Annotated in this window: 18 protein-coding genes; 4 read left to right on the forward strand and 14 right to left on the reverse strand. The window is 51.0% G+C overall.

Annotated features, from left to right (window positions below; genetic code table 11):
* Positions 1-322: 322 nt before the first annotated feature.
* On the forward strand, positions 323-1,150 hold the full coding sequence (locus tag MHH78_RS21135) for a lipase family protein (protein WP_036728788.1): 828 nt from the start codon (positions 323-325) through the stop codon (positions 1,148-1,150).
* 52 nt (positions 1,151-1,202) lie between these two features.
* The gene (locus MHH78_RS21140) at positions 1,203-2,039 is read left to right on the forward strand and encodes a lipase family protein (RefSeq protein WP_076078174.1); all 837 of its coding nucleotides are present in this window, start codon (positions 1,203-1,205) and stop codon (positions 2,037-2,039) included.
* Positions 2,040-2,170: 131 nt separating this feature from the next.
* Here the strand turns inward: MHH78_RS21140 and MHH78_RS21145 are convergent, their stop codons facing one another.
* The 7 genes from MHH78_RS21145 to MHH78_RS21175 form a co-directional block, all read right to left on the reverse strand.
* Positions 2,171-2,701 carry a hypothetical protein gene (locus tag MHH78_RS21145; RefSeq protein ID WP_076077883.1) on the reverse strand — a complete coding sequence of 177 codons (531 nt, stop codon included), beginning with the start codon at positions 2,699-2,701 and terminating at the stop codon, positions 2,171-2,173.
* Between the two features lie 115 nt (positions 2,702-2,816).
* Positions 2,817-3,749: an NAD-dependent epimerase/dehydratase family protein gene (locus MHH78_RS21150; protein ID WP_076077880.1), complete on the reverse strand. Its 933-nt coding sequence runs from the start codon at positions 3,747-3,749 to the stop codon at positions 2,817-2,819.
* A gap of 288 nt (positions 3,750-4,037) precedes the next feature.
* On the reverse strand, positions 4,038-5,027 hold the full coding sequence (locus MHH78_RS21155; RefSeq protein ID WP_341168720.1) for an ROK family protein: 990 nt from the start codon (positions 5,025-5,027) through the stop codon (positions 4,038-4,040).
* Positions 5,028-5,259: 232 nt separating this feature from the next.
* Positions 5,260-6,045, reverse strand: a complete 786-nt coding sequence (locus MHH78_RS21160; protein WP_076077875.1) for an ABC transporter permease — start codon at positions 6,043-6,045, stop codon at positions 5,260-5,262.
* A gap of 8 nt (positions 6,046-6,053) precedes the next feature.
* On the reverse strand, positions 6,054-6,848 hold the full coding sequence (locus MHH78_RS21165) for an ABC transporter permease (RefSeq protein WP_036730060.1): 795 nt from the start codon (positions 6,846-6,848) through the stop codon (positions 6,054-6,056).
* 70 nt (positions 6,849-6,918) lie between these two features.
* Positions 6,919-7,974 (reverse strand): ABC transporter ATP-binding protein, encoded by a 1,056-nt coding sequence (locus tag MHH78_RS21170; protein WP_036728804.1) that lies wholly within the window; start codon positions 7,972-7,974, stop codon positions 6,919-6,921.
* Between the two features lie 75 nt (positions 7,975-8,049).
* The gene (locus tag MHH78_RS21175) at positions 8,050-8,832 is read right to left on the reverse strand and encodes a GTP cyclohydrolase II (protein ID WP_340979301.1); all 783 of its coding nucleotides are present in this window, start codon (positions 8,830-8,832) and stop codon (positions 8,050-8,052) included.
* A 232-nt stretch (positions 8,833-9,064) separates the two neighbouring features.
* Between MHH78_RS21175 and MHH78_RS21180 the strand changes: the two genes are divergently transcribed.
* A complete protein-coding gene (locus MHH78_RS21180) occupies positions 9,065-9,391 on the forward strand; it encodes a winged helix-turn-helix transcriptional regulator (protein ID WP_036728810.1) in 327 nt (108 codons plus the stop codon).
* A gap of 96 nt (positions 9,392-9,487) precedes the next feature.
* Here the strand turns inward: MHH78_RS21180 and MHH78_RS21185 are convergent, their stop codons facing one another.
* From MHH78_RS21185 to MHH78_RS21205, 5 genes are all read right to left on the reverse strand, one after another.
* On the reverse strand, positions 9,488-10,369 hold the full coding sequence (locus tag MHH78_RS21185; RefSeq protein ID WP_341168721.1) for an ABC transporter permease subunit: 882 nt from the start codon (positions 10,367-10,369) through the stop codon (positions 9,488-9,490).
* Positions 10,366-11,358: an ABC transporter ATP-binding protein gene (locus MHH78_RS21190; protein ID WP_339256412.1), complete on the reverse strand. Its 993-nt coding sequence runs from the start codon at positions 11,356-11,358 to the stop codon at positions 10,366-10,368. The genes MHH78_RS21185 and MHH78_RS21190 overlap by 4 nt, the downstream gene beginning before the upstream one ends.
* On the reverse strand, positions 11,355-12,482 hold the full coding sequence (locus MHH78_RS21195) for a hypothetical protein (protein ID WP_341168722.1): 1,128 nt from the start codon (positions 12,480-12,482) through the stop codon (positions 11,355-11,357). Before MHH78_RS21195 ends, MHH78_RS21190 begins: the two co-directional genes overlap by 4 nt.
* Before the next feature lie 23 nt (positions 12,483-12,505).
* Positions 12,506-13,021, reverse strand: a complete 516-nt coding sequence (locus tag MHH78_RS21200; protein WP_036728818.1) for a sigma-70 family RNA polymerase sigma factor — start codon at positions 13,019-13,021, stop codon at positions 12,506-12,508.
* Positions 13,022-13,343: 322 nt separating this feature from the next.
* Positions 13,344-14,624: a stalk domain-containing protein gene (locus MHH78_RS21205; RefSeq protein ID WP_341168723.1), complete on the reverse strand. Its 1,281-nt coding sequence runs from the start codon at positions 14,622-14,624 to the stop codon at positions 13,344-13,346.
* 227 nt (positions 14,625-14,851) lie between these two features.
* Here MHH78_RS21205 and MHH78_RS21210 point away from each other — a divergent pair, with 227 nt between their 5' ends.
* Positions 14,852-15,064, forward strand: coding sequence for a hypothetical protein (locus MHH78_RS21210; protein WP_341168724.1), 213 nt, complete (start codon positions 14,852-14,854; stop codon positions 15,062-15,064).
* 160 nt (positions 15,065-15,224) lie between these two features.
* On the opposite strand, the gene MHH78_RS21215 is transcribed toward MHH78_RS21210, so the two are convergent.
* Both MHH78_RS21215 and nagE read right to left on the reverse strand, forming a co-directional pair.
* Positions 15,225-15,539, reverse strand: coding sequence for a hypothetical protein (locus MHH78_RS21215; RefSeq protein ID WP_341168725.1), 315 nt, complete (start codon positions 15,537-15,539; stop codon positions 15,225-15,227).
* Positions 15,540-15,681: 142 nt separating this feature from the next.
* Positions 15,682-17,136 (reverse strand): N-acetylglucosamine-specific PTS transporter subunit IIBC, encoded by a 1,455-nt coding sequence (gene nagE / locus MHH78_RS21220; RefSeq protein ID WP_339256402.1) that lies wholly within the window; start codon positions 17,134-17,136, stop codon positions 15,682-15,684.
* Positions 17,137-17,163: the final 27 nt, after the last annotated feature.

Genomic DNA, 17,163 nt, shown 5'->3' on the forward strand with positions numbered 1-17,163 from the left:
ACCATTATAACAATTGGTCTACATAATAAAACCACAAAAAAACGCCTCCTGTCAATGGATAATAATTTTAAATTTTGGTAGGAGCTTAGCGTATATTTACGGTAAACTGTCGGCGAACCTCCAGAAAACAAATTCAAAAGCGAATCGCGCAGTTTCTGTATGGTATTTTCGCATTTCGCCAGTCGGTGACATCATCATTTAGGGATAGGTTTCATATTAATAATCAAGAACCCTTAACAATCTGGCCAAGTCAACCTCACGGATTGTTCAAGCTTAGGAAGAAGACGAAGAATAATCTCTCATGCGGAAAGGAGGTATACAGATGGTTTTCGCTCACAAACCGCCTGTTTTTGATAGCAAAACAGCCATATTTCTCTCTGCGATGAGCTATCAGACCTACCCGTTCTTTTTTGAGGGAAAGCTTGTCTTGCCGGAAGGCTTTAAGCTTCGATTTACGATCCGCGCTTTTGCCGACGTTGAGAACCCTACGGAGCTCGTATTCGGCTTTATCGCCGTGTCGCGGGATCAAATCGTTGTTGCGTTTAGAGGATACGCTTCGTATCCGGCAGACCTTCTTGCCTCATATGACATCTTTCTGACCCCATATCCTTTCGTCCGAAGCGGGGGGAAAACCTCTCGTGGCTTTACATGTTTGTATCGATCAACCAGAAACAACTTAATCCGTGAATTAAACAAGCTTTCGACAGCTAAAAGGCTGTATATTACCGGCCACAACTACGGTGGGGCTTTGGCCACGCTGGCCGCTTTGGATATTGCAGTAAACACCAGGTTCAAGCATCCGTTCGTCTATACGTACGGCAGTCCTCGCATCGGAGACCCCAACTTCGTTTCCCGCTTTAACAGTACAATTAAAAACAGTGTGCGAATCGTCAACATTCATGACTCTTTCCCGACTTTCCCGGCCCGAAGGTATCCGCCTCCTTTTACAAAGAGAGGAATTACTTATAGGCATGTAAAAACGAAGGTACCCATCTCTTTTCAACTGAACAATGTGCCGCGCAACGACTCGATTGCCTGCTATTTTAACAAGCTCAGTCAAAAGAATCCCAAATTCGCCAAAGCGTTATGCGACGAAAATCCGGGGTTCTGTCCTGATACCGGCATGTGCTTTCCGTTTCAAGGATGCTAGCGCTCGAATCCTTGAATATTAAGGAGGAGTTGCAGTTTTGAAAATTCCAGACATGTACAGCAACGAAGACGCGATATTGCTTGCGGCCATGATCAATCAGGCTTACCGGCTTTTTGAGAAGGAAAAGGTAGTTCTGCCGCAAGGTTATACCCTTCGATTCAACATTCTAGCGCTTGCAGGTGTCGAACAGCCGGAGGAAGAAGTATTCGGCTTTCTCGCGGAGTCGAAAGATAATGTCATAATAATTTTCAGAGGAACACGAACATTTAAGGACAATGAGTCAGACCAGGACTTGTATCAAGTTCCCTTTCCATTTGTCAGAAATGCCGGAAAAACCCATCGCGGTTTTACATGTATTTATCAATCGGCAAGAGATGAATTGATCGAGGAATTGAACAAACTTTCTACGAATAAAAGACTGTTGATTGCAGGCCACAGTCTGGGAGGGGCTTTAACCGTATTGACTGCTTTGGATATTGCGGTGAACACCGGATTTAAACATCCTGTCGTGTATTCATACGGCAGTCCGCGTGTCGCAGACCCGAAATTTTCTTCCTTTTTCAACCAAACGGTAAAAAACAGTTTTCGTATTGCCAACGTCCATGACATTATTCCGACTTTGCCGGCTAATGCGTATCCGCCTCCGTTTACCAACAACGGTTTGTTTTATCGGCATGTAAACACGAAGGTTCCGATCTCTTTCCAGTTGAACAGTTTGCCTGTCCGCAATCATGAGATTGTCTGCTATTTCAAATTCCTAAGCCGACGGAATCCTGATTTTGCCAAAGCTTTATGCGCGGATAGCCCGGGGTTTTGTCCCGATACGGGATTATGTGTTCCGTTTATAGGAATATGCAGTGCGGAGGAAGAAAGACCAAACCGTACATAATCGAGGATTTTCGAGTATCTCTAGTCCATTTCACAGAACAGGCCAGCCAGTCCTTGCAGCAGTAGAACACTACTGTCAAGGCTTGGCTGGCCTGCGCCTGCCGGAATGAAGCGGACTAAAGTGTAACCCGTTCAGCGTTCCCTGCCTGCCACATCCCAGCGGTGACGGAACTTCTCGAGGCGCGGATGGACCTCAGCCGGCGCTTCGGAGAGCAGCAGACGCAGCTTGACGATCCACTCCTCGAAGGAGGAGAAGGAGGCGAACAGATTCGCCATAGCTGGAGTCAGATAGAGGAAATACGGCGCGGGGTAAATGTCGCAGATATGACGCAGCGCCGAATCCATCGGGGTATACTTCTTACGCTTACCTTCGAGGCTCTCTACGGTGATGAAGGACTGTCCCTGCTCTTTTTTCCACGCATGCAGCCGGTCGTCCCGCTTATACCAGGCCTTCACCGGCTCCTTCGTCATCCGCCGGACGGTTTCTTCATGCAGCGGGTAGAGCACCAGCTTCGTGAACTTGCGCTCCACTGCCGTCTCCGCCGCCTTAAGCAGCTCCATATCCGATATATGCTCGAAGGAATCATAGAAGATCAGCGTTCCCTTGCGCTCACTGGCTGGCGGTTCATAGCCATAAGGCATATGCTGTATGTCACGTGTCATCCTATTACCTCCCGTGTATTACTGCCTATAGCATATCATGCTACCCGGGACGGCGTACAATTCTGCAAGCTTGTCATGAAAAAGCACTGCTGCTCATTTCCCTTGGCTCAATCCGCTAACCCAGCTCTTCACGGAACCATTCTATGGTTTCCTTAATGGCATTTTTATACGATGTCGGATTATATTCAGGAAACCGCTTCATGAATTTGTTATCATTCAGCAGCAGAGGATACTCGAATTCATATAGAAGCTCATGGAATTCGTTAGCTTCCTTATTGAACATACCGGCTAATCCGACTGCCCAGCTCGGCACCGCACAGCACTTTCCCGGACTGCCAGCCGCATGGTGGATATTCATCAGGAATTGCCGCCCCTCAATAGCTCCGGAGCCGGACACATGCCACTCCCCCTGCTCACCGCTCTCCGCCAGCAGCACGGCCGCTCTGGCCGCATCGCGGATATAGACCAGATCATGTGGAACGTCCAGCTTCACCGGCCACTTAATCGTTCTGGCTTGGAGGGCTCCGCTGAAGATCGGTCCGAATAAGCGGTTCGTGACATTGGGACCGTAGCAATTCGGATATCGCGGAATCACGTAACGGAAGCCCCGCCGTTCAGCCTCCGTCTTAAGCAGCTCCTCCAGTTGATTCCGCAGCTTCCCCTTGCGGGTTCGTGCCTCCTTCGGATGGCGTTCATCCGCTGGAAGATATTGGAGCTTTCCGTAACCGTAGATATTGCCCGGAAATAACAGGGTCTGGCCAGTCTTAAGCTGGCGGGTTACCCGCTCCAGCGCCTCTGGCATGACAGAGTACCAATCCTGATACGGTACATTAAGACAGAAATAGACGGTTGTCACCCCATTCAGCGCTTCAGCAAGCACCTTCTCATTCCTTACATCTACTGCCGCCAGGGTCAACAGCGGGCCCTTCAGCCTGCGTAAAGCCTGACTGGAACGGTGGTAGGTAGCCTTCACCAGTCTGCCCCGTGACAGTAATTCTTGTGTGATGGAATGGCCCAGACTGCCATTTCCCCCAATGACGAGATTCATAACATGAACGGCTCCTTATCGAACGCATGAATACCTTCAGCAACCAGCTAACGGTTCATTCAATTTGCCCGTGATTATAATTCGCAGTTGTTGAAGAACCGGATCATCCATGCTGCTTCTATAGAAGGGAAGGATATATATTCCAGTAACCTGCGTTGTTATCAGTATAGCGCCTGCAAGTCACTGTATTCATTGGGTTAATTTGACGATTCATGTCGATTTCGAGCTTTTATATGGACATATGGTGAATTATTGAATTTCAATAGTTTTGCATCAGCGAATTTTTGCTCAATTAGAATGGTCTAGTTGTGTATGCTTCTGTTTCTGATAAGCATATACAGCAGCACCCAGCGTACCTGCACGGCTGCCCAGTTCAGCCTGAACAATCCGGCACCGGCTTGCGGACAGCTTCAGCGCATGGGCATTTACAGTATCGCGGACACTGTTCAGGAGACGGTCTCCTGCTGCGGCCATGCCGCCCCCAATAATAACCAGCTCCGGGTTCAGCAGATTAATCACATTCGCCAGCCCGTATCCCAGCAGCTCCCCCGTCTCATGCATAACCTCAATGGCCAAGGGGTCTCCAAGATCATAAGCCTCTGAGATCATCTGCGCCGTAATCTGCTTCTGGGTCTGCTTGGTCCAGGTCTGAATCAGGCTGACCCTCCCTGCCTCCAGCTTCTCCTTGAAGGTATTCACCATCCCCACCGCAGATACATACCGCCCCAGGCACCCAGAGCTTCCGCAGCGGCAGGGACGTCCCTGCCGGTACATATTCATATGCCCGATTTCACCTGCGCTGAAGGTTGTCCCATACAGCACCTTGCCGTCATGAACCATCCCGGAGCCGAGACCGGTCCCGAGTGTGAGCAGTATCAGATGCTTATGACCTTGTCCGGCACCATGGTGCCATTCTCCGTAGAGATTAACCCGCACATCGTTATCTATGTAGACCTCGAAGTCGTAGTAAGGCTTCATTTCGTTGACCACATGGACCTGCTCCCAGCCGGGAAAATTCGGTGAGAAGACCGACAGGCCCTCCTCCGGGTCGAGCAGACCAGGGATTCCCATTCCCATACAGGCAATCTGCGACTCGTAAGTTCCGCTTCCTGCACATAGCTGTGTAACAGCAAGCCTGATCCGCTCCAGCACATGTGCCGGACCCTGCTGCGCTTCTGTGGGTATCGACAACTCCTCCAGGGCTGTGAAATGCTTATCGAATAGGCCTGCCTTAATATTGGTTCCGCCCAGGTCAATGCCGACTATGTATTTATCCATTCTCTCCCATCCTTCTTTCCCTATTAGAATGCTGTACCTCTCTTCTCTAATTATGCGCTTTCAACATTTAGATAAGTAGCATTTTCCGAGCATCTGGATAGTACGTTTCACTTGAAAATGAACATCCTGCCGATAGCGAATGCTGTTATTTTATTGACAAAGAGGGCTGCCCCGGCAGCCAAACTTATGCTGCGGGACAACCCCCATTGTATAGCTATTTCATTCAAGCGTCTTAAGACCCGGCGCCCTTATACCGCTTGACGCCATAGCTCCAGGCCATCAGGCCGATGCTGAGGAAGACCACGCCGACCAGCGGGGTCAGCAGGGCCATCGTCCGCATCTCATCGCGGTGCAGGAACAAGGCTGCCGGATAGATCCCGACAAAAGCAAACGGGATAATCCACGTAAGCAGCACCTGAATCGCCCGGTTGTAGATCGTTACCGGATAACGTCCGTACGTCTGGATGTTATACATCAGCGGCAGAATGCCTGTAGGCGCATCCGAATAGAACGACAACGAGGTCAGTGTCGTATAGATCCCTGTATAAATGGCTACAGCGCTGAGAGTCAGAAGAATCAGCATCGGCAGGGTCCACCATTCAAACGGCAGGCCCAAATTGCTGCCGCTGATCGCCATGACAATCAGCCCGATGAAGGAGCCGAACAGGGATGGCGGGTCCACATTCTCCAGGAAGATCTGGAACAGGTTATGCGCCGGACGGGTCAGGATGCGGTCCATTTCGCCTTTGACAATATACCGCTCACTGAAGCCCCACATATTGACGAAGCAGCTGAACACGCCGAACGGTACCATGAAGAAGCCGTAGACGAACACCACTTCGTTCTGATTCCAGCCGCCCAGGCTGTCAGTATGCATGAAGATGACCAGGATGAAGATAAAGTTCGTCGCCTGGAACAGCAGGTCGGAAATGACCTCCACCCAGAAATCCGCGCGGTAGGTTAACCGTGTTTTCATATAATTCTTCAGATATTCAATCAATAAGCCCAGGTAGTACATAGCTCAGCTTAACCCCCCTGCACGAACAGCCGCTGACGCGCTGCGTGATTTAGCCAGACAATCGGAATGAGCAGAATCAGGAACCAGATGACCTGGATACCCAGCACATTCCAGATGCCCACCCCCTGCACGCGGCCTGTAAATACAGAACCCGGCAGATAGGTAATCGCTTGGAAGGGAAGTACCTTAAGCACGGAGGACAACCAGTCCGGGAATAAGGTAATCGGCACAATCAGCCCCGAGAACAGATCCACGACCACACGCTTCATGCGCATCATCCCCTCATTGTTCTCCACGAAGAAGGCAGACAGGCCTGTGATAATATTAATCTGCGAGCTGATCAGGAAGCTGAAGAACAGCATGACCAGGAACCCGGCCCAAGCCGAGGGCTCCGTAGGGAGCTGTACCGGAAACAGCAGAATGGCAATCACCATGCCCGGGATCATCAGCATCATGAAGCGGAACAGGCCTTCGCCGAGGCCCTGCATCATTTTGACCAGAACATAATTATAAGGCCGGATGAACTGGATCGCGATGCTTCCGTCACGGATATCCGTGGAGATCTCCCGGTCCAGATTGTTGAAGTAGAAGGCACGCGCCATCCAGGACACCGCCACATACGTGGTCATCTGCGCCCCGGTAAAGCCGCCGAGCGATTCACCATCGCCATAGATCGCTCTCCAGGTGAAATAGTTCACCCCGATATTGAGCGTGTAGATCAGAATCCCCGAATAATAATTCACCCGGTAAGCAAGCATCGTCAGGAACCGGATACGGATAAAATCAAAATAAGCGCCAAGCAGCAGCCTCCGCCCATTCTCCCCGGAACCGCCCGGAGAACCGCCGGAGGAGGGAACTGCCGTTGCCAGCTTCTCAGACATGGATAACCTCTTTCTCATCGCTGAGAGCGGCGATCCGCTCCTCCGGCTTCTCTGCCGAGCCTGACTGATAAATACTGCGGACGATGTCATCCGTGTTTGTTTCGATGATTTTGATGTCTGTAATATCGGCCTGTCCGACGACCCGGCCCAGCACATCCGATACATTCAGCTCCAGCGGAATCCAGACCTTGGCCGCCAGCTCATTCTCTGCGGTCCAGGTCACCGGCATGCCTTCCGTCCAGCCGATCAGCTGCTGCAGCTTCGTGGCTGTTCCGAACTGGAACTGCACCTCACGCCCGGTTCCCCAGCGCTGCTTCAGATCATCCAGACCTCCGTCATAGATAATCCGCCCGTCATCCAGCATAATGACCCGCGAACAGAGCGCTTCGATATCCTGCAGATCATGTGTCGTCAGCAGGATGGTTGTGCCATGCTCCCGGTTCATATCCTTCAGGAATTCGCGGATCTCCGACTTCACGACAATATCCAGTCCAATCGTCGGCTCATCCAGGAACAGAATGGACGGATTGTGCAGCAGTGCCGCTACAAGCTCGCAGCGCATCCGCTGGCCCAGGCTTAATTTGCGGACCGGACGGTTCAGCAGATCCTGAAGCTCCAGGCGTTCCACCAGCTCATCCAGCCGTTTTTTGAAGTCCTGCTCGGACACGCGGTATACCTTGCGCAGTAGCTGGAACGACTCAATCACGCCGATATCCCACCAGAGCTGGCTCCGCTGGCCGAAGACAACGCCGATGTTCTGCACGAACTTCTCGCGCTCCTCGTACGGCACGAAGCCGCCGACAGTCAGACTGCCGGCGGTAGGGACAAGAATTCCGGTAAGCATTTTGATCGTAGTAGACTTCCCTGCCCCGTTCTCCCCAATATATCCGCAGATTTCACCTTCGGGAATGCTGAACGAGATGTCCTTCACTGCTGTTACTTCGGAATATTGCCGCTTAAACAAATCAGCGAAGGCCCCTTTGAGGCCCTCGCGGTTTTTTTGGACTTTGAAGGTCTTGCGCAAGTCCTGCACTTGTATAGCATTCATAGGTTACCTCACTAAGCTAAGTATTGGGTTCAGTACCCCATTATAATGGAACGGATGCATATCCGTCCAGCCTGCTTATTTAGCCACTCTTCCCTCAAAAAACTCTGCACCCGGCACAGCCTCCAGATGTCCGGAACGGGCCACCTTGGTCCGCAGGTACTTCTCATTGAAGGCCGATACGTCGCCCCATAGCGGCACCCGCTTCACTGTATTCATTCCGGCAGCCCGTAGTGCTTCCAGCTTCTTCGGATTGTTGGTGATCAGAGTCACAGGATGGCTGCGCAAATGCTGAAGCACGCTGATCGCATCTGTGTAATCTCTGGAATCATCGGCGAACCCAAGCTCCAGATTGGCCTCTACGGTATCATACCCTTCTTCCTGAAGAAGATATGCCATTGCTTTGCTGAACAAGCCAATGCCTCTTCCTTCATGATTCGCCAGATAAAAGAGGGCCCCGGCGCCATGCTGGGCAATCATCTTCATCGACTGGTGCAGCTGGAAGCCGCAATCGCAGCGCTTGCTGCCGAAGATATCCCCGGTATGGCAAATGCTGTGCATCCGGATCAGCGCTTCCTCCGAATGCTCGAAATCTCCGTAGACCAGGACACTGGACTGCTGTCCATCCGCAAGCTTCATCGATGACAACCGGCTGATGAGCAGCTCGGTAGCCTCCTTGCCTTCAGCGCGCTGAAGCTCTTCGTCCGTCACATTCAGCCAGCTGTACCATTTGAAGGTGATCGTCTCCCCGTCCAGATTGACAGGCAGGGTAATAGGTCCGACCAATATATTCGTGGAGTTTTCCATAGGAATCCGGTTGATTTTGTTCTGTAGTATAGATAGGATATCTGGGTTGATCATAAGAGCACCGTCCTAAAAGTTTGATAGCATAAGCTTCTTCGATTCCATTATGCAACCTTGCTGTGAAAAGAATTCACTTCGCTTTAAATTTTGATATTTTACTTTCTTCATAGTAACTATTTGTAAGTTAGTTTATCATTGTAATATAACTTCGTCAAGTTATAATATATATTTAAATATTTATAATTACTTATTGTAAGTTTATGATATAATGAATGCTGAGGTGATCCTTATGAATGATTTTGAAATGTGCCCGCGGTTTGAGAAAGCGGTAGATGTGCTGAGTAAGCGGTGGGTCGCCCTGATCGTGTTCGTCCTGATGGATGGTCCGCGGCGGTTCGGAGAAATTGAGCATTGCTTGTCCAACCTTAGCGGCAAGGTCTTGTCAGACCGGTTGAAGGAGATGGAGACGGAAGGGATCATACAGCGCACTGTATATCCTGAGATGCCCGTACGAATTGAGTATTCGTTAACCGATAAAGGTACGGCCCTGGCTCCCATTCTTGGAGAGATCGGTAACTGGTCTACGGATTGGATCGAGATCGGCGTGACCAAATGATTCCCGCACGGCACGCGAAGCAGCGCCCTTGAAGCTCCTGAACAGGAACCTTCGGGGCGCTGCTTTGTTTGATTTTATAATAAGCATGGTCGATTCCTACAGATCCTTACGCTGAAAGCGCAGAAGCCCCAGCCCAAAGATAACCACAGTGTAGATTACAGCGTATACGACAAAGGTATTAGACGGAAATGAATTGAAATTCATCAGACTAAGCGCCCCGCTATCCATCGATAACATACCATTCATATCCTGTAAGCTGAACAGCTCGACAGTCATTCGGCGCTGCAAGGTATCTGCGGGCATAATCATCGAGATCATTCCGGTCAGATTATTCAGCACCTTGAGTCCGTCGTCCTCCAGTCTCAGCGAACCGCTAAGCTTATCTACCATCCCTCCGAGAAATCCCGCCCCGTAGAGCATTGTCATGAACACACCGTTGCCAAGCGCCGAGAATAGTCCTGAACCCAGCATGGATACGGAGATTAACAAGGGAACTACAGAGGCGAACAGCAGGAATGACTTCGCAAGCACGACTGCATCTCTGGGAACATTCGCGTGGGCACTTGTAATCAGCAGAATTGCAGTGAACAGAATGAGGGCATAGATCGTTCCCAGCGTGACAAAGCCCAGCCAGCGACCAAGATACCATTTCCAGCGCGGCAGCGGCCGGGGTAACAGAGCCTGCATGACCCCCTGCTCCGCCTCACCAGCAATCACCGAGAAAGAGCTGAAGATCGCCAGAAAGGCAATAACGAACGCGCCGAAGAAAAAGCCCAGACTCAGAATAAAAGCGCCGTTCATGTACTGCATGAACAACCCGCTGCCATTTCCCAGCGTTCCGGCCCCTTGATCGTTCGTTCCCACGGTATCGGCCACAAACCAGAAGGCAATCAGGAACACCAGGGTCAGCAGGAGGGTTAGCAGCATCACTTTTTTGCGCAGCATTTCTTTCCAGGTCATTGCTAATATAGTTCTCATTCCTTCTCCCCCCTATGACTGAGCCCGGCTACCGCATCCATGAACCAGTCCTCCAGCCGTTCAGTCTGGCGGCTTACCTGGTACAGCGTCATCCCTTGCTCCACCATCAGCCCGTTCAGCCAGCCTGCCTGCTCCTCATGATCCAGCTCCGCCTCCAGCCACACGACGCTTGAATCTGACTCCTCCTGTGCCGGATCATAGCCCGATTTACCCGCCGCAGGCACGGATTCCCGGATGGATAGCCCTGTATGCTCATTAAGCCAGGACAGCAAAAAAGGCGTGTATCCGCCCACTTTGAAATGCCAGCTTGTCCGTTTGTTCAGCATCTCCGCTACTTTGCCGTGCCGCAGGACCGCTCCGTTACTCAGCAGAGCCATCCGGTCGCACAGCACTTCAACATCCTCAAGTAAATGAGAGTTGAGAAAAATAGTAATTCCCCGGTCCTTCAGCCGCTGCAAAATCTTCCGCACTTCCATTCTCCCGATGGGATCAAGGGCTGAAGAGGGTTCATCCAGGAACAGAATCTCCGGATCATTCACTAGCGCACACGCAAGACCCAGCCGCTGCTGCATTCCCTTGGAATAATGCTTAACCCGGTCCCTTCCGCGCAGCCCGATACCTACCTCCTGCAGGAGGTGAGGGATTCTCTGATCCATGACGGATTTCGGAATCCGGCACAGCTTGGCATGAAGCCTGACCACCTCTTCACCAGTCAGCCAATCCTGGTAGCGGTACAGCTCCGGCAGATAGCCAATTTTCATTTTGGCTTCCATAGAGCCCAGCGGATGGCCCAGGATGGAAGCATGGCCGCCTGTTGGTGAGATGAGTCCGACGAGCATTTTGACAAAGGTACTCTTGCCGGCACCGTTGGGGCCGAGGAAGCCGAAGGCTTCCCCTTTCCCCACAGTCAGAGTAACATCCCGGCAACCGCGCCCGTTCGGATAAGCTTTGGTCAAGGCGTTCGCATCAATCGCAGGGATACTGCTCATTGTGTGATCAACTCCTGTACCTTCTGAATGAACTGCTCGCGCTCAGGATAGATATCTCCGCCGCTAAGCTGCAGAAGCTGCCCCTTCTGCACCCAGACAGCCGTATAGCTGTTGCCGTTACTGAACTTCATTTCAGTAAGAATGACCGGCGTACCAGCCACCGTAATCTGTTCATCATGATTGCCCTTAATCAGCGGCATCGGCAAATCGCCGGACAAAATCCGGCTCTTCTGCAGACTGCTTCGCAGATTGTCGGGAATCAGCGGGAAGTTCACAACGGCATCAATCGCTTCGTCCAGATCCACAGAAGGATCTACGGTAACGACAGGTGTGTTCATCTGTGACAAGGCTCCCCAGTGCTGATCGCTGCCCAGATCGTAATTCACCTGCTCGGGGATATGAAGCGTAATCGGCTTGCCATCTACAGATGCAGGCAGCAGATTGTCCGAGCCCAGGCGTTTCAGTGCCTTGTTCACTTCATCCACCTTCAGGTTCAGTGTGATATCATGGGACCCGCTGACCTGAACAAACTTGACTGAATCCATGACGGACCCCTTCAGCGGCTCGTAGCCCAGCAAGCCTTGGATATCCTTGAGCGGAACATTTTCCTTCATCTCACCATTGGTGATGGAGATGTCACCGAAGGCCTCAAGGGATTGCTCAATATTGCCATTGCCATTCTGAATTATCTGATAGAACATATCCCGCAGATCGCCTTCTTCAACAACAGTAGCCTCCTGCATCTTGAACTGGTTCAGCAAGGCTGCCATGGCTGTATTCCCTACCGGAGTAGCCAGAATTGCTGCGAAAATCGCTACGCCTGCTGCCGCAGCGACCCACTTGCGGCTGCGGCTCATTATAGGCCGGCGTGACTTGCGCCCTGTATTCTGCACTGGCTCCGCTGCTGCACGACTATCCGCCTTAGCTGCCGGAAGCACTTCATCTGCTGCCGGTTCTGTTCTATCTGATCTATCAGCCTTGGCAGCCTGTTCCTCTAGAAGGGTCTCTTGCTTGCCCCATGTAGCCCACACCGGATTGACCGGCTCGTCTTCCAGCTTCTCCTGTAATTTAGCCCAGGCTTCATCTGTGTTCTGTGGCTGTACCTGCCCGTTTGCTCTATTCATGGTCACTTTCCTCCCGGATCTCATTATTCTTGCGGAATGGATTTCACCGCATGGTGTTTCAGTTTAGCTGTCGCCCGGCTTAACAGGGTTCCGACTACTGGCGGCTTCACTCCCAGCTCCCCGGCGATCTCTGCATAGCTGTAGCCCGAATACTTAAGCAGCAGGGCCTGCCGGTCCCGTTCGGGAAGATCCTCCAGCCAGCTCCGTACATCTTCCTGATCCAGCTTGCTGAGGACTACTTCTTCCCCCGTAGGAGCAGAAGCCCCCGCATCATATAACAGCTCCTGTTTGTTGATCAGTCGCCGCTCTCTCACCCGCTGGTTCAGATAATCATATCCGATCCGTGTTAGCACTCTATGCAGCCACGCCCCCAGAGCCGCGGGATCATCCGGCGGATTTCTGTAGAGTCTGATAAAAACCTCCTGCGCCAGATCATCGGCAGCACTCTCGTCCCTCACAAGTGCCGCCAGCTTGCGGCGCACACTCGGGTAATGCTCATAAAAGATTAATTTGTATGGGTCTGATTCCGGAATATTCATTAGGTAAATCCTCCTTATCCGCTGCAGCTATAAGTAAGACGAAGGCTAAGGCGGATTTGTATCACCTTGCCTCAAGATTTCTCTCCAGCAATTCTGATCTTCTAATTATACGTCAGCCCGGTTGACCCGCATACATCCACTCCGGGCGCTGCCCTATGCATCTACATCCACCAAATAACCCCACAAAGTGGGGCTTTAGCGTAGGTGATGACTCAGGTACTTTGCGGGGACCCCAAAACATATGAATGCTTATCTGTCACAAAAAAAACGGTCCTCCGGTAAAATCCCGGGGACCGTTTGCGTCTTGCTATTCCATTCATGACTATTGCTTGCTGTAATTCTCGTCCCCAACCTGGATGCTGCCGTCATCATGCTGGAAGAATAGGGAACTGGATACCTTACCGTTACCAAAAGCGAATACAATGGTATTCCCGCTTATCTTATATGAACCGGTGTCTGAACCGCCGGCCCCGCCTGTTGTGGGTGCTCCGCCCTGGACGGTACCCAGCATCAGGTTGTCGCTGGTGAAGGTTCCATTGCTGTTCAGCACCAGCGTCCGTGTCCAAGAAGTTGACCCGGCAGATATCCCGGCCAGCCCTTGGAAGCCGCGGTGAACATAAGTACCACTTAGGGTCAGCCCGTTCTTGACTGTTTTGACCCGGCTCAGCTCAACATCATCAATATACAGCTTGCCGGATTTGACCGCAATATCATAGGTGTCTCCGTTACTTAGCTTCAGCTTACCGTTCTGTATCGTGTAAGTCTGGCAGCCGTCACGCGAGCAGTTGATCGTCTCCGGTCCACCTTGCTTCGGAGCATCAACAACTACTTTATTACCCGGCAGGAAAGTGATGATATTCCAGCACATCCCGCCGCACGCATACCCGTCGTAGTCCGGGCTGAAGCCGTAATACATTCCCTGCAGATTGCTCAGGTTCACTTGGTCAGAAGCGGCTGGCTTATAGGAACCGTCTCCGGCAGGAGCATTCGGCACAGTCCCTGGAGCTGGCGGCTTGGGCTGTTGCGGCTGGCTGGCGATCTGCTCGTCATATACTTTTTTGAATTCAGCGATTTGCTTATCAACCTCCGCCTTCGCCGTGGCTTGGGTCAGGCCGTTTGCCGCTAAGTAAGGATCGGTATAGACGAGAATTTGCGGCTTATACGGATTCCATGCCACCAGCGCTTTAGTGGATTCCCCAACGAATCGGAGCGGGACCATTGTATAATTATCGATAATAGTTGGCGCTTGCAATAGCTGAACACTGGTGCCATTGACGGTAGCCGTCTTGCTGCCTATCGTCATGACGATGGTTAGGCCTTCCTTGGTGCCGGTTACCGTCTGCTGTGCCGGATTCCAGCCTACTGTGAGGCCCATCGCTTCGAACAGCGGACGAAATGGAACCAGCGTCGTCCCTTTATCCAGCAAGGGAGCTTTATCAAAAGATAACGGTTTATCATCCAGATTGACCTGGATCGTTTTGCCTGCTGCCGGTGAAGCTTCCGCTTGGCCCGCTGATACACTCAGCGCTACGGCTACCCCTAGCCAGATGACAGCCGTCCATAACCGCCGGATCACAGGTCCGGACATTCGCCTTTTTCTCACCTATACCCCATCCTTTCGCAAAACAAACGGATTTTTAGATTTATAACCCGTCAGTCCCGCGTTTAAACAGAACCAGTCAAAAAATGATTTTTTGACACACAGAAAAAGCCCTCCCGCACACGGTAGGACTGATATCTGGTGTATATCCATTAAAAGGTTGATCTTGCCAATAAAATATAGTAGTTTATTAGGTGTAAACTATTATAAATTGAAAGGTGGAGCTAAGGGTGGAACAGAAATGTATGGAAATGATGATGAACATGTGTATGGAAGACATGATGTCGAAGATGAAGAACATGAAGATGTGCATGGAAACCATGACCGAAATGGGCATGATGAACATGGATATGGACAAGATGATGACTCAAATGCAGCAGTGCGACGAAATGATGACCATGTGTATGACCATGATGCGTAATGGAATGGAAATGTCCAAGTAAGTCCAGGTTTACGACGGCAAGCCCTTGAGAGTGAATCTGCGAAATTCACCTTTACTGTGCATGTCATGGCTGAGCAGACTAACTGCATGCCATTTTTTAGTTAAACTATATTACCTCTATATCTACCTAATCATATCTCCGATTATTTCTTCTCTATCCTCTATCTAATCCTGATATACCGCGCTTGAAGCTGCTTAGCCACGTGAATCCGCTCCATCTTCAGCTCCCACATCTGTTCTCTCCACAGACCGCTATCCGTTGTATCCTCTTGCTCTCTCAGCTTATCGAATAATTGCATCAGCAATAAGTTAATATCGTCGAACCGCGACCACAGCGCTCTCACACTATCCACTTGTTTCTTTTCTTCGGCAAGCATTTCATAGTTATTCAATTGCTCCAGGAGATCAGCCTGCCACTGTTCATCGTTAATTGCCTTGGCATAATTCAGCAAATCCAGATAATCATCTATAGACAAAGGGACCGACTCCTTTTTTCTTTATACCAAGTATTATACTCGGTATTGTATATATTGCAATAGCCTGCGCACAAAAAAACAGACATCCTGTGAAGGATGCCTGCATGGAATTCCCTATTCTGCTGTGCTAACAAGCTTCAAGCTACATCAGCTTCTTAATATCATCCTTGAGTTGCTCGGACTGTGGTCCAAATACAATCTGTACAGCCCCCTGACCAAGCCGCATGACACCGGAAGCCCCCAGCTGCTTGAGCGCGGAGTCCTTAACCGCCTTGTCATCATTTACGTTAAGACGCAAGCGGGTGATACAGGCATCGATGCTGCGGATATTCGCAGGACCGCCGATGTTCTCCAGAATCTTGGCGGCTCTGGAAGAGGACGACGCGGCTGTACCACTCTTGGACAGATCAATCAGGTCATCTTCCGTCTCATCCTCGCGTCCGGGAGTTTTGAGGTTGAACTTGACGATAATGAACCGGAACAGCACATAATAGAGGACGAAGAAGCCAAGCCCAACCGGAATCAGCACCCACGCATTGGTGGAGAGCTTCATGTTAAGCAGGTAGTCAATGAGCCCGGCGGAGAATCCGAACCCCAGCTTCACATCCAGCACATACATCAGAAATCCGGCAAAACCGGTCAGCAAAGCGTGTACCAGATACAGCAGCGGTGCGAGGAACATGAAGGAGAATTCCAGGGGCTCCGTAATCCCTGTCAGGAAGGAAGCAATCGCCGATCCGATGAAGATGGACGCAACCATTTTGCGTTTCTCCGGTTTGGCTGTATGAATGAACGCCAGGGCTGCACCCGGCATAGCGAACATCATAATCGGGAAGAAGCCTGTCATGAACATTCCCGCAGTCTTATCTCCGGCGAAGAAGCGCGTCAGATCTCCGTGAACAATATCCCCTGCAGCGTTCGTGAAATCACCCAACTGGAACCAGGCGATAGCGTTGATTACATGATGCAGGCCGAACGGAAGCAGCAGACGGTTAGCTGTCCCGAATACAAATGCCCCTGCACCGCCAAGACCGACAACCCAAGTGCCGAAGTCACTGATCACATCCTGAATCGGGCTCCAGATCATCCCAAACAGCACTGCGAGAATCATGGTGGTTATGGCCGTAATGATAGGTACGAACCGCTTACCTGCGAAGAAGCCAAGCCAGTCCGGCATTTTGATATTATGATATTTCTTGTATAGGTAAGCAGCCCAGGCTCCGGCAAAAATCCCGCCCAGCACGCCCATATTCAGCTTCACATCATCAGCGATGAACGGCATTTGGGCTGGAAGCACCTTAAGAATACTGTCCAGCACCTGATAAGCAATGAGGGCGGACAGCGCGGCAACCGCATCCCCTGCGAACCCGATCGCTACCCCAATTGCAAAAATCAGCGCCAGATTACCGAAGATTGCACCCGCACCTGCATTCAAGAAAGGAGCCACATACTGGTTGAGAAATCCCCCCACGGTACTGCCCAGATGGAAGTCCTTCTCATAATTAATCAGTCCGAACCCTTGCAGTATGGCTGCCGCCGGTAAAGTTGCGACTGGAAGCATCAGAGATTTCCCTAACTTTTGTAAAAAAGCCAACATAATGAAATCATCCCCCTGGTTTCATAT

Source organism: Paenibacillus sp. FSL H3-0333 (genome assembly GCF_038002805.1).
Classification (GTDB): domain Bacteria; phylum Bacillota; class Bacilli; order Paenibacillales; family Paenibacillaceae; genus Paenibacillus_AQ; species Paenibacillus_AQ silagei.